The organism is Aquirufa sp. A-Brett2-15D, assembly GCF_054558735.1.
Map to the genome: position 1 here is coordinate 879,341 of NZ_JBSKFT010000001.1, position 13,280 is coordinate 892,620.

The 13,280-nt window shown below is 41.8% G+C and carries 11 protein-coding genes; 4 read left to right on the plus strand and 7 right to left on the minus strand.

All coding sequences use genetic code 11. The features are described from left to right. Positions 1–100 precede the first annotated feature (100 nt). Genes ACST14_RS03940 through ACST14_RS03965 form a run of 6 tightly spaced genes read right to left on the minus strand, consistent with a single transcriptional unit; the run spans position 101 to position 6,291 of the window. Complete coding sequence (locus ACST14_RS03940) at positions 101–1,402, minus strand: gluconate:H+ symporter (RefSeq protein ID WP_459460771.1); 1,302 nt, start codon at positions 1,400–1,402, stop codon at positions 101–103. A 40-nt stretch (positions 1,403–1,442) separates the two neighbouring features. Next, positions 1,443–2,312, minus strand: a complete 870-nt coding sequence (locus tag ACST14_RS03945; RefSeq protein WP_459460773.1) for a sugar phosphate nucleotidyltransferase — start codon at positions 2,310–2,312, stop codon at positions 1,443–1,445. Next, positions 2,309–3,364: a GHMP family kinase ATP-binding protein gene (locus tag ACST14_RS03950; RefSeq protein ID WP_459460775.1), complete on the minus strand. Its 1,056-nt coding sequence runs from the start codon at positions 3,362–3,364 to the stop codon at positions 2,309–2,311. The genes ACST14_RS03945 and ACST14_RS03950 overlap by 4 nt, the downstream gene beginning before the upstream one ends. Position 3,365: 1 nt before the next feature. Beyond that, positions 3,366–3,755, minus strand: a complete 390-nt coding sequence (locus tag ACST14_RS03955; protein ID WP_459460777.1) for a group III truncated hemoglobin — start codon at positions 3,753–3,755, stop codon at positions 3,366–3,368. Further along, positions 3,755–5,068 (minus strand): vanadium-dependent haloperoxidase, encoded by a 1,314-nt coding sequence (locus tag ACST14_RS03960; RefSeq protein WP_459460779.1) that lies wholly within the window; start codon positions 5,066–5,068, stop codon positions 3,755–3,757. The genes ACST14_RS03955 and ACST14_RS03960 overlap by 1 nt, the downstream gene beginning before the upstream one ends. A gap of 59 nt (positions 5,069–5,127) precedes the next feature. After that, positions 5,128–6,291 carry an NAD(P)/FAD-dependent oxidoreductase gene (locus ACST14_RS03965; RefSeq protein WP_459460781.1) on the minus strand — a complete coding sequence of 388 codons (1,164 nt, stop codon included), beginning with the start codon at positions 6,289–6,291 and terminating at the stop codon, positions 5,128–5,130. 90 nt (positions 6,292–6,381) lie between these two features. Here ACST14_RS03965 and ACST14_RS03970 point away from each other — a divergent pair, with 90 nt between their 5' ends. From ACST14_RS03970 to ACST14_RS03980, 3 genes are read left to right on the plus strand one after another with little or no spacing between them, the layout of a single operon-like run. After that, positions 6,382–7,143 (plus strand): alpha/beta fold hydrolase, encoded by a 762-nt coding sequence (locus ACST14_RS03970; protein WP_459460783.1) that lies wholly within the window; start codon positions 6,382–6,384, stop codon positions 7,141–7,143. 1 nt (position 7,144) lies between these two features. After that, complete coding sequence (locus ACST14_RS03975) at positions 7,145–7,789, plus strand: CBS domain-containing protein (RefSeq protein ID WP_459460785.1); 645 nt, start codon at positions 7,145–7,147, stop codon at positions 7,787–7,789. Beyond that, complete coding sequence (locus tag ACST14_RS03980; RefSeq protein ID WP_459460787.1) at positions 7,789–8,670, plus strand: NAD kinase; 882 nt, start codon at positions 7,789–7,791, stop codon at positions 8,668–8,670. Before ACST14_RS03975 ends, ACST14_RS03980 begins: the two co-directional genes overlap by 1 nt. Before the next feature lie 147 nt (positions 8,671–8,817). Here ACST14_RS03980 and mutS read toward each other — a convergent pair whose 3' ends face one another. After that, entirely contained in the window at positions 8,818–11,463 is a 2,646-nt protein-coding gene (gene mutS / locus ACST14_RS03985) for a DNA mismatch repair protein MutS (RefSeq protein WP_459461254.1), read from the minus strand. Between the two features lie 58 nt (positions 11,464–11,521). Here mutS and ACST14_RS03990 point away from each other — a divergent pair, with 58 nt between their 5' ends. Further along, a complete protein-coding gene (locus ACST14_RS03990) occupies positions 11,522–13,279 on the plus strand; it encodes a GMC family oxidoreductase (RefSeq protein WP_459460789.1) in 1,758 nt (585 codons plus the stop codon). Position 13,280: the final 1 nt, after the last annotated feature.

Consider the following 13,280-nt stretch of genomic DNA (forward strand, 5'->3'; position numbering starts at 1 on the left):
TAAAAAAAGAGGTGATATCTCATGACAGCACCTCTTTAAAAATATATTACCTAATCAAAATTTTAAATAATTTTTGTACTTTTTTAATACACTAGCACAATTACAAGATTTGATTCAAAATCATTACACCGATTAATCCGGTGATAGACACAATTGTTTCCATGAGTGACCAAGATCTCAGCGTTTCTTTTACGGTCAAATTGAAATATTCTTTAAATAGCCAAAAACCCGTATCATTCACATGAGAGAACATTAAACTACCGGCTCCGATGCTCAATACCATTAAGTTCGCGTTAACTGATCCCGATGCAACCAGTGGATAAATCATTCCCGCCGCTGTCAAACCTGCAATCGTAGCAGAACCTAGGCAAACGCGAATAATCGCCGCCATCATCCAGCCTAAAACAAGTGGATGAATAGGTAATCCTCCTAAATAAGTAGCAATCTCGTTGCTAACTCCTGAAACTAACAGTATCTCCTTTAAAGTTCCGGCCCCTGCTATAATCAATAAAATCATCGCCACATCTTTCACCGCTTCCCCATAAACGTTCATCACATCCTCTATTTTCTTGCCCATTCTGATACCTAAAACAAAAGTGGCCACGATAATAGCTACTAACATCACCATGGCGGGATCCGCGATTAATTTTACTAAGGGCGAATTAGGCATTTGGACTTCGGCGATGGTCGTTCCTACTAATAGGAATACAGGAAATAGCGCCGCGATGAAGCTGGCTGTTTTACTAGGCAGATTCGATTCATCTATTTCGGCTGAAGCGAAGGCTTTTAATGGTTTGACGGGTAGATGGGCCAAAGTTTTGGCAAAAATAGGACCTGCCACAATAATCGCCGGAATGGCTACTAGTATACCCAGCATCAGCGTTTCACCCATATTCGCATGAAACTGCGCCACTAAAGCTGCTGGAGATGGATGAGGAGGTAAAAATCCGTGCGCCACAGACAAAGAGGCCATCATAGGAACCCCTGCCATCAATGGAGGAATTTTATATTGCTGAACTAAGGAGAAAATCAACGGAATCATCAACACAAATCCCACATTATAAAATAGGGGAATTCCAATCACAAAACCCGTCAACATCAACCCCCAAGTAATGTTTTTTAGCCCAAAAAGATCAATCAAAGTTCCCGAAATCTGTTTAGCAGCCCCAGAACTGGCCACTAGCTTACCGAGCATTGCCCCTAAAACGAGAATGACGACTAGAGAACCGAGGGTGTCGCCTAATCCTTTTTGGATAGATTTCGCGATATCAGGCAAGGGTAAACCCAGACAAACACCCGCAAAAAGGCTCACAAGCAAAAAGGATATAAAAGAATTGACCTTCCAGTACGTGATTAAGAGTACTAAAAGGCCAAGGCTTGCAATTACGATTAATAAGGTCATAGTATGAATAGGTTAATATTCACAATTTACCATTTAGCTGTTAAAAATCGCCATACGTTTCTTCTAAATATTTCTGCATCACTAGAATATCCTCTTTAGAGGTTAAATCAGGCACATTCTCCGCTAAAGGAATCGCAAAAAATCCTTTACCCTCCCCTTCACCAAACATCACCACCGACGTAGGCAATTCCTTTTCGTTACGAACTACATGGAAAGGTGTTTTTGCTAAATAAGGCAAAAAGGTACTTGCTTCAAACACAAAAACGTTCATACTCACCCCTAAACGACCTTGCTTCGCCATTAATTCATCGGCTTGCTCCTTCGTAGGCTTTTCAATAATCTCTAATAAATACCCTTCTGCATCCGTGCGAATCAAGGCAAAAGCCGAAATACGCTCTTCTGGATACAATAAACTGTCTCTGTGATAGGAAATTAATGCTTGTGGAACTTCAGATGCTAACAGTGTCTTAAGCGCGTTCACCGAATATAAATTATCCGAATTACACACGATCACGCGACCTGTTTGCCAGGCTGTATGTTGTGATAAAGCTTGGTACACCGCATCTGCCGTTCCGGCTGGCTTCTCGCGATCTGCTGGTATTTGTTGACGGGCAAAAACAATTTCCATCCCCCAAGTAGCATCTTTTGCCAATAAAGACTCACAATACTCTTGTGAAACGTTATCCGTCGGATGCAAAAGCAACATCACCTCTTCAATTCCGGCTAAATGGGCATTATATAATTGATAGTCAATTAAAGTCTTTCCGTTTTTACCCACTTGGATCATCCCTTTAGTCACCGCATTTGCTTGCGCTACTAATTTAGGGTCTAAATCACTGTTCTCTTCTGCTAAGGCTTTCTTCATGCGAGAGGCCATACCACCCGCTAAAATCAATAATCTCTTCTTCATACAATTTTCGTTGTTCCTTTATCTACTGTTATGATGTAGGCTTTTCCACCCTCGCTCTCGATGGCTTTGACCACTTTTTCTGGATCATTCGGGGCATACGCGAACATACATCCGCCGCCACCTGAACCATTTATTTTACCTCCTAAAGCTCCTGCATCCAATGCTGCCTGAATCATTCTGTTGATTTTAGGCGTGGAGATTCGCTTGTGTTCCCGCAAATTTACTTGATGTTCGTTTAATAAAGAACCTAATTTCTCATCTGACCAAGGTATTTTTCCCTCGAACATCGCCTTCGCCTCTAAAAGCAAATCGCGATCACTAATATTCGCCTGCAAAAGCACCCATTCGTCTTCAGTTAATAATTCTCGGTATTTAGCCGAATCATTTTCGGTGGCTAAATTAAAATTGGGGTATTTTGCCTGTATTTTCTTCATCCCTCCTAACATCCCAAACTTCACGTGACTCAAAATGCCTAAGGTATCTTTAGGCTCGCCAGAATCCCCTAGAACAAAGGTTCCTAATTCTCTTGCATACGTTTCAATATGTATTTCAGGCTCACTCGCTAAATAAATTACATTTCCCACTGCCGTCGAATATTGGTCCATCATTCCACCGGGCTCTGAAAACTCGAGCACCTCGGCTTCATAAGTGATTTCGCCAATTTGTTTAGGGGAATAGCCTAATTCATATAATTCATTCAATAAGCTTACCCAAGAAACGAGTAAAGCAGAGGAACTGGACGTGCCTGAATTAATGGGAATGTTTCCTGTTACGGTTAAATCTAATCCCTTATCCAAACGATGTCCTTTGCGATACAAGACATTTAAGACACTTTTAAAATAGTCGCGTTCTTTTGTATAGACCAAAGGATAAACTAATTCAAATGACTCCTCAGTACCCACATCAGGCAAGGAAAAATGCACAGTTTTATCAGGTCTGAAATCACCCTTGATTTGGATTCGCTTCGAAATGGCCGCCGCAATAACAGGCAAACCTAAATAATCTTGGTGCTCACCAAAAAGACAAATACGTCCCGGGGTTGATACAATCATGTTAAGCGGGGTGATTCGTTAAATAATCTAATTTATACGCCCAGGTGGCTGCAATATTCTCCGCCTTCACGATCGCCTCTTCCGTCTTAGGTCCCTCGAATAAATCTCGTAGCGTTTCTCTGAACATGGAGAGCCAGCGTTCGAAGTGGGCCGGCGTTATTGGATGCATTTGATTAATCTGAATATGAGGACGCATGGGAGCGCCTTGATAGGCTGTTCCCTGAAACAATAACATCTCCCAAAAATCATACATTTTAGGAAGGTGCTTCGAGAAATCCACCTGCATTACTTCCATGAAAACCTTTCCCACTAAATCATCCGAGGGCATTTTAGCATAAAACGCATCCACAAATGTTTTAATGTCGGCCTTCGAAGTAATGTCGTTTTTCATTAATGCGTTTTGATTTTCGCGAGCAATAAGTTCGAAACTTTCGCCCCCTGAATTAACCCCTGATCTAAAGCTGGACGGAAGTGAATTCCGCCATATAAACGACTAACAGAGGCTTCATCAGCAGCTTGTTTAAAGGAAGTAAATTTACGCGGTGGTAAGCCATACGGAATTTCTGTTGAGTCACTGAAAGACACATTGTCACCGTATAATTTAGTCAAAACCGTAGCAGCCGCACTAGAAATAGTACTATGTCCAGAGGTATATTCTGGGAATGGAGGCGTCTGTAAAATCGGTATCCATTTCTTATCGATACTATTGTTAATCACTGTCTCTGGACGAATTCTCACCGAACGGTATTTCTCATCCCAACACGAAATAAATCCATCAAAAATAGACATCGATGTCATCGCAAAAGCTTCCGCTACCTGCACATGAGACTTCTTTAATTGACGTGAAACTTGACCCACAATACCTAACCAGTGACCACCTGGCGACATTTTCTTCGTCGCAAACATGGCATGTCCCGTAATGTTCATTTTGAAAGGATTACAATCCCAGAAATTGGCAATATCACGTTGCTCCTCCGTCAAATTCTTTACCGTATTATAGGATTCCATCACTTCTTTGTAATAGGGAGTTCCAGGCGTCAAATCAAATTTAGCCGGAATAGGAGCCTGAAATTGCGCAGAGGAATCAAGTCCAACCGGGCGAATTTTAGTCCAATAAGGCTCCACCGCATCCATATAGGCCGGTGGAGTAGGCGTCCAAGTTCCCGGATCATTCGTAACCGTGAAACGGAAACCACGCGTTTGTTTGTAATTATCTTTAGCTGCATACCTCATCACCGATTCTGCAATTGAATCACCTAAGGCAATCGAGCGATCATATACATCAGAAGGAATACCAGTTGCACGATAATCCTCTTCTAATTTTTTATCAAATTCATCATACAATTCTTGCGCAAAAGTTAATTTCTTTCCCACCGTTAAGAAGGCACGCGTCGAAGCTAAAGGAAAGCAATATTCTTGCCCTTTCTCCGGCTGAGCTACATTTTGAAAACCATTGATTTGGCCTACTAATGATTTATATCCCTTTTCCCCGTGAATCGCTGCTTCATAGCCTGCAATACTTGCGTACATATAAATTCGAGCGGACACAGGTGGAGCGAAAATATCATGAATGATACTTTCCGTAAGCATAACCTCAGCACGAATTAAAAATTCAGGGCTAGCCGCAGCTTTCTGATACTCTTTATTCGAGCTAGAACAAGCAGCTATGAGTAATACGGTGATAATGAAAACAATTTTTCTCATGTGGAATTTGATTAACCTTGTAAAGGTACGAAAACGCACCTACATTTCACTGATGAAAATCAGGTTCTCGCCAAAATTTCTTCAGCCGCTTCCCTTCCCGAAGCCAGAGCTCCCTGTAAGGATGGAAACTGGACATAATCCCCGGCTAAAATGATGCCTTGGGCTGCCTTTTTAATAGAATCATATGCATCCACCGCTTGCAAAGAATGGGGTAAATCAAATTCTTCTAGAAAGTGTAATTTTATGCCAGATAGCTGCTTTTCGAGTGCTACCATTACCTCTTGTTTGTTACTATTTCGCAAACTCGTAGCAGAATACAAGGCTTTACCTTTAGGAGCTAGTCCCGGATTAACATCGGTCAAGCAAGTGAAATGGAGTAGATTTTCATCACTGATTAGGCGTAGCAAAGGGGGCTGGGAAGCCGTTTTATCTGCCGAAAAATAAAAAGTCTTAGAGGCTAAAGTGGCTGGGGACTCCAGCCCTAAAAGTTTCGCTGCCACCGGTAAATCCACAGCTAAAATCACCGCCTCTCCCTCGATTTTCTTCCCTGAATTCAACGTAATACTACAGGCATCTACTTCCGCAATTTCTTCATTTATTCGTAGCTTTTCAGAAGGCAAATTCGAAGCTAATTGATCCGGAATTGCTTGCATTCCTTTCGCTGGAATAGCGGTATTTCCGTACAGAAACTGGCGCAAATAATAGAAGAAAAGGGACGCAGGTTGCGTTAATTTTTCTTGCAAGAAAACGCCTTGGAAAAAAGGGATTAAAAATTCGGTTGCGAAGCGATGAGAGAATGAATAAGATTTGATCAACTCTTCCGTACTTTGTTTTTTGCCATCTAAGGCTGGAACATTTCCTTGAAGCTTAAACCAAATTTTGGCGAGGGAAATAATATCCTTAAAACTCAGAATATCCGAAGAGAATAAGTCAAAAGGACGACGTAAGGGATTATAGAAAACCTGATTCTTTAGCATCGCCCCTGATTCAAAAAATTGCAGTTCAAGTGCGCTTAGGTCTAAAGAACGCTGAACCTCCGAGTAAGATGTCTGCAAGACTTGAAAGCCCCGGTCTAAAATAAATCCATCTTTTAGTATAGATGAAACACGGCCGCCTAGAGTTCCCCCTTTTTCGAACAAAATGAAGTCCCTACCGCTTTGGTGTAAAATATTAGCCGCTTGTAAACCGGCAATTCCACCGCCAACTATCAGGATAGGTTTCATAGATAAATTATATTTTTATAAACACTGCAAAATTAAAATTGTTTAACATTCTTTTTATTAAATTGCAGTTTATAAATACAAAATTGCTGAATGGAGTACCTAATTAAGGCAGAAGGAGATTACCAATACATCGATGAAGGTCAAGGGGAAACCCTTTTATTACTTCACGGTTTATTTGGCGCATTGAACAACTGGGAGGGAGTGATTAATCACTTTAAGCAGCATTATAGAGTCATTATACCTTTGATGCCTATTCACGAAATGCCTATTAAAGAGGCAGGATGCGAAGGTTTAACAGAGTTTATCGAAGGCTTCGTAGATTATAAGGCATTAGATAATTTCACTGTCATTGGAAATTCTTTAGGCGGTCACGTTGCCTTGATTTATACCTTGCGTCATCCAGAAAAGATTCAACGATTGATTTTAACGGGTTCTTCGGGCTTGTTTGAAAATTCGATGGGCGGCTCCTATCCGAAACGAGGAAATTACGAATACATTAAAGAAAGGGTAGAATACACGTTTTATGACCCGAAAACGGCGAGTAAAGAATTAGTGGATGAAGTATTCGAAATCACGAATAGTATCCCGAAGGTCATGCGTATTATTGCAATTGCAAAATCGGCTCAGCGTAATAATATGGCCAAAGATATAATAAACATCAAGGCTCCTACCCTATTGATTTGGGGCTTGAATGATACCATTACCCCGCCAGAAGTGGGACACGAATTCAATCAATTAATCTCTGGTTCAACCCTGCGATTCATTGATAAATGCTGCCATGCTCCTATGATGGAAAGGCCCGTTGAATTCAACGAAATAGTAACAGAGTGGTTAAACCATAACCCGATTTAATATGTTAATTCTATCACACCTAAACTATGATTTACCGGTGTTGCGAATGCATGATTCAGTGGCAAAAGCCCTGAAAACACTTCGCAACCAGGAGGTTTTTGCATTAGCGGTGGTGGAGAATAAGCACTTTATCGGCCTTGTTTCAGAGGAGGTTTTAAGCCAAGCCATATCCCCAGAACAAACCATATCGGATTTAAAAGAGCACTTTTCTGATTTCCGAATGGAAGAAGAGGAAGATGTCTTAGCTAGCTTGCCTTGGTTTGATGATATAGCAGTAGATATCATCGCCATTACAAATTCAGACCAGGTTTTTAGAGGTTATTTGACCAAATCCGCCGTAGGAAATCTCCTATTGAATTCTGGATTAGAAAATAAAAATGGCGGAATAATCCGCATACCTTTTCAAGCGTCACGCGATAATTTAAGTACGATCATTCGAATCATTGAAGAAGAAAATGGCTTCGTTGTTCGCACCTTTTTCCAAGAACCTAATGTGCTTATTCAGGTCCAAACGGAAACCTTTGGCAAGATCATCGCTAATTTAGAAAGGCATGGTATTTTCATTGAGAAAGCCTTTGTTTTTGGCGAACAATTAGAAGTAGATCAAGATCGTTTTGATCATTTAATGCGCTTTATCGACCTATAATGAGTGTACAATTAGCTATTCACGGGAAATCATTTACGGCAGAAACTAAGCCCTTAATGGAGAAAATGTGGGCTGATATTTGTGCCAAAAATTGCCAACCCATCCTCTCCGATTTTTTCAAAAACCACCTACTGGAACACGGGTTCTCTGTAGCTGATGTCCCGAGCTATTCGGCCGAAAAAGGACTCGAAAAAGTGGATATGGCCTGGAGTATTGGTGGCGACGGTACACTCTTAGAAACATTAACACAAATAGGGCCTAAAGAAATTCCCATTCTAGGTATTAATACCGGGCGATTGGGCTTTTTAGCGACTTTATCACCCCCAGAAATCAGTACCGCTTTAGACACCGTTTTGCAAGGGAATTACCGCATAGAAAATAGAAGTCTCGTCTCAGTCGAATCAACGATTGATTTTTTCGATGGAAAAGGCTTTGGCTTAAATGAAGTCGGATTAATGAAGACCGACACGTCATCCATGATTACCATTAAGGCTTACGTGGATGGGAATTATTTAAACTCCTACTGGGCAGATGGCTTAATCGTTTCGACAGCCACTGGATCTACTGGTTATTCCCTTTCAGTAGGCGGCCCATTAGTTATTCCAAGTTCAGATATATTTATTATTGCTCCCATGAGCCCACATAATTTAAATGTGCGCCCACTCCTAGTTTCCAGCTCAGCTATATTAACGTTTGAAGTAAGTTCAAGAAGTAAAAACTTCCTTATTTCGCTGGATTCGCGCTCAAAAGTGGTCGACAGTCACCATAAAATCACCGTTCAAAAAGCGCCATTTTCGGCAAAACTTATTAAGATTCCGGGGGATGATTTTCTTCAGACGCTGAGGAGTAAGTTGAATTGGGGGCTTGATGTTAGAAATTAAAAAAGAGCTTAGGCTCTTTTTTAATTTCTAACATCTAAAGAATAAAGCATAGAGCATAAAGAATAGATATATTGTAGAAAAAACATTTCACAAAGCCTGCCCCGCAGGGGCAACCAACTTTATTCTTTATGCTTTGTGCTCTATGCTTTAAAGAAGTCTTTTTAGCTCATTCAGCTTCAACAACGCCTCAATCGGCGACAAAGAATTCACATCTAATTCGCCTAATTGCTCCTCAATTTTCTTTAATCCTTCTGGGATTTCAGCGCCAAAAAGACTCATTTGGTAATTTGCCTTAGGCATGTCTTTAAGCTTATCAATATTCTCTTCCAACACGTGATCTTTCTCGAGGTTTTGAAGAATCTCATGAGCGCGCAATACTAAGGAGGTAGGCATTCCGGCTAATTGTGCAACGTGAATACCAAAACTATGGGCACTTCCGCCAGGTAATAATTTACGTAGGAAGATGATTTTATTTCCCACTTCTTTAACGGAGACGTGGAAGTTTTGGATGCGTGGAAAGTCCTGAGTTAATTCATTTAATTCGTGGTAGTGGGTGGCAAATAAGGTTTTGGCCTTATACGAAGGATGATTATGCAGGTGTTCTGCAATCGCCCAAGCCATAGAAACGCCATCGTAAGTCGAGGTTCCGCGACCGATTTCGTCCAGTAAAACCAAAGATCGAGACGATAAATTATTCAAAATCGCCGCCGTTTCGGTCATTTCCACCATAAAGGTTGACTCCCCCTTAGAGAGGTTATCCGAGGCACCTACCCGCGTGAAAACTTTGTCCACTAAACCTAAATTTGCGGAATCAGCAGGCACGTATGAGCCCATCTGAGCGAGCAAAACAATCAGAGCGGTTTGGCGTAACAAAGCTGATTTACCAGCCATATTCGGACCCGTAATCATCATGATTTGCTGCGTTTGATCATCTAAATAAACATCATTAGGCACATAATTTTCACCTGCTGGCAATTGTTTTTCGATCACCGGATGGCGTCCACCTTTGATATCAATTACCTCCGTTTCATTTAAAGCAGGTCGAACATACTTGTTTTTCTTTGCCACAGTGGCGAAAGAAAGAAGCACGTCTAGCGTTGCAATTCCGAGGGCATTTCGTTGAATTTGGGTTAAATAGACTAAAGCCGTTTGAACCAAATCCTGGAAAATACCAAACTCAATAACCGAGATTTTATCCTCCGCACTCAGAATTTTTTCTTCGTAAACCTTTAACTCTTCGGTAATATAACGTTCCGCATTGACTAGGGTTTGCTTACGTATCCATTCCGGCGGAACCCGATCTTTATGCGAATTAGTCACCTCTAAATAATAGCCAAAAACTCGATTATAAGATACCTTCAATGAAGTGATTCCAGTACGCTCAATTTCGCGTTTTTGGAGATCCGATAAATAGCCTTTGCCTGAACTCGAAAGTCCATGCAATTCATCTAATTCGGCTAAAAATCCGGATTTAATCATACCTCCTTGGTGCATTAACACAGGTGAATCTTCACGCAAGGCCGTATCAATTTTATGTACTAATTCATCGCAGGAATCAAGACTGCTAGCAAGACCAGAAAGACTAGCGTATTTCGAGGAAGCTAGAAGAGATTTGATCTCCGGAATTTGCTGCAGGGCATTCTTCAACGCATTTAATTCACGTGGATTAATGCGACCGGCGGCGACTTTGGAAATCATCCGCTCCACATCGCCTATAGGTTTCAATAAGTTAGAAACCTGATCCAATAAGGCATCAGAATCGAGTAAGCCTGCCACCCCTTCCTGGCGTTGAACGATGGTTTGCAAATCCTTTAAAGGCAGTACAAGCCATTTACGAAGTAAGCGCCCACCCATCGCTGTTAAAGTTTGATCAATCAATGCAATCAATGGAACGCCACCGTCTTGTGTGGGATGAATCAACTCGAGATTCCGAATCGTAAATCGATCTAACCAAACATATTTATCTTCTTCAATCCGTTGAATAGAAGAAATATGACCGATGGCGCGGTGCTCCGTTTCGGCTAAATAATGTAAAATGACACCGGCAGAAATGATGCCGAGAGGACTATTTTCAATCCCGAAACCCTTCAGGTTTTGAGTCTTAAAATGTTGCGTTAACAGCGGATAAGTGAATTCGTGGGTAAAAATCCACTCTTCCATAGTAAAGCTATGGAATTGCTCCCCGAACGCGTCGATAAACGCATTTCTGTGTTTTTTAGGATACAGAATTTCGGCTGGCAGAAAGCTTTGGACTAATTTCTGAATATAGGCCAAAGGTCCCTGAGAGCACATAAATTCCCCCGTGGAAATATCCAACAGGGCAATTCCATAGGTCGCCGATTTTTCCTCTATTGAGATCGCCGCCACATAATTATTGCGCTTATTATCTAAAACTTGGTCATTAAAGGACACGCCAGGAGTCACTAATTCCGTCACCCCGCGCTTCACAATTCCCTTTACCGTCGCAGGGTCCTCTAATTGATCACAAATCGCAACGCGTTCACCTGCGCGGACTAATTTAGGCAAATAGGTATCTAAAGAATGGTGTGGGAAACCAGCTAATTCGGCATCGGCATTCCCATTATTTCGACGTGTCAAAACAATGCCCAGAATTTTCGAGGCTTTTATCGCGTCTTGGCCAAAAGTCTCGTAAAAATCCCCTACCCGAAACAACAAAATTGCTCCAGGGTATTTCGCCTTGATTTGATTAAACTGCCTTGATAGAGGGGTTTCCCCTTTTTTCAATGGCTCCTCTCCGTTTTCTGCTTTCCGTGCCAAATATTTCTGTTCTATTAATGACAAAAATAAACCAAATTTTCTATTTTTGATTTCTCTAAACCAGATTAAGAAAATGATTAACAATTCTATTTACATTAAATCCCAACAAGAAGTATTCGATGTCGTGATTGTGGGTTCCGGTGCGGGTGGCGGTATGGCTGCTCACACGTTAGCAAAAGCCGGAGCAAAGGTGTGCGTTCTGGAGGCAGGACAGCCTTTTGACCCAGCAGATCCGAAAGATATGACCCAAATGAAATGGCCCTATGAGTCATTACGTAGAGGGTCAAGTAGTTCGCTACGTAATTTTGGTGATTTTGATGCTGCCTATGGTGGCTGGGATATCGAAGGCGAACCCTATACACGTAAAGAAGGAACAAAGTTCGATTGGTTTCGCTCCCGCATGGTGGGTGGACGCACGAACCACTGGGGACGTATTTCCCTTCGTTTTGGTCCAGATGATTTTAAAAGAAAAAGTATCGACGGCCTAGGCGATGACTGGCCGATCGGATATGATGATATGAAGCCTTTCTATGATAAGGTGGATAAAATGATTGGGGTTTTTGGAACAAACGAAGGCCTTAGAAATAACCCAGATGGCTATTTCTTACCTCCTCCTAAGCCTCGTCTACACGAATTAATGATCAAAAAGGCGAACAAAGCCCTAGGCATCCCGACGTATCCATCGCGTATGTCGATGTTAACAAAGCCCATTAACAATGAACGTGGGCAATGTTTCTATTGCGGCCAATGTAACCGCGGTTGTTCTGCTTATGCGGATTTCTCGTCCTCATCCGTTTTAATTAAACCGGCTGTAAACACAGGAAATACGACTGTTTTACCATTTGCGATGGCGCGCGAAGTAATGACGGATCCCATCACAGGTTTAGCGACTGGCGTTTCTTATGTACATACGGGTACGATGATGGAATATTCTGTCAAAGGAAAAATCGTCGTTTTAGCTGCCTCTGCTGGTGAAACTGCACGTCTATTATTGAATTCAAAAAGTTCTCGATTCCCGAACGGTATCGCTAATTCTAGCGGAGTCGTAGGAAAATACATTAATGACTCTACCGGAGCCTCTCGTTCCGCTATAATTCCATCCTTATTTGATCGCAAGCGCTATAATGAAGATGGTGTGGGCGGTATGCACGTTTATACTCCGTGGTGGTTAGATAACGCAAAATTAGACTTCCCTCGTGGATACCACATCGAATATGGTGGAGGTATGGGAATGCCAAACTATGGTTTTGGCTGGGGTATCGAAGGCCTAAATGGTCGCGAAAATTTCACTAGAGATGGTATTAAAAAGGCCGCTGGTGGATACGGTGCTACTTTGAAAGAAGATTACCGCCGATTCTATGGCGCTTATGTTAGCTTTGCAGGACGTGGAGAACCGGTTCCTCGCGAAGACAATTACTGTGAAATCGATCCAAGCGTAGTGGACAAATTCGGAATCCCTGTTTTACGTTTTAATTATAAATGGAGTGATTACGAGGTGAAGCAAGCGAAACACATGCAAGACACCTTCGAAGAAATTATTCACTCGATGGGTGGTGAAGCCATGGGTAAAAAACCTGGTGCTGAAAATAATTATGGTTTAGCTGATCCAGGTCGTATCATCCACGAAGTGGGAACAGCACGTATGGGTAATGATAAAAAGACCTCCGTACTGAACTCTAATTGCCAGGCACACGATGTGAAAAACTTATTCGTTGCGGATGCCGCGCCATTCGTTTCTCAAGGGGATAAAAATGCGACTTGGACTATCCTTGCGCTATCCCTAAGAACATCAGAATTTATTATTGATCAACGCAAAAAAGGCAACCTGTAAG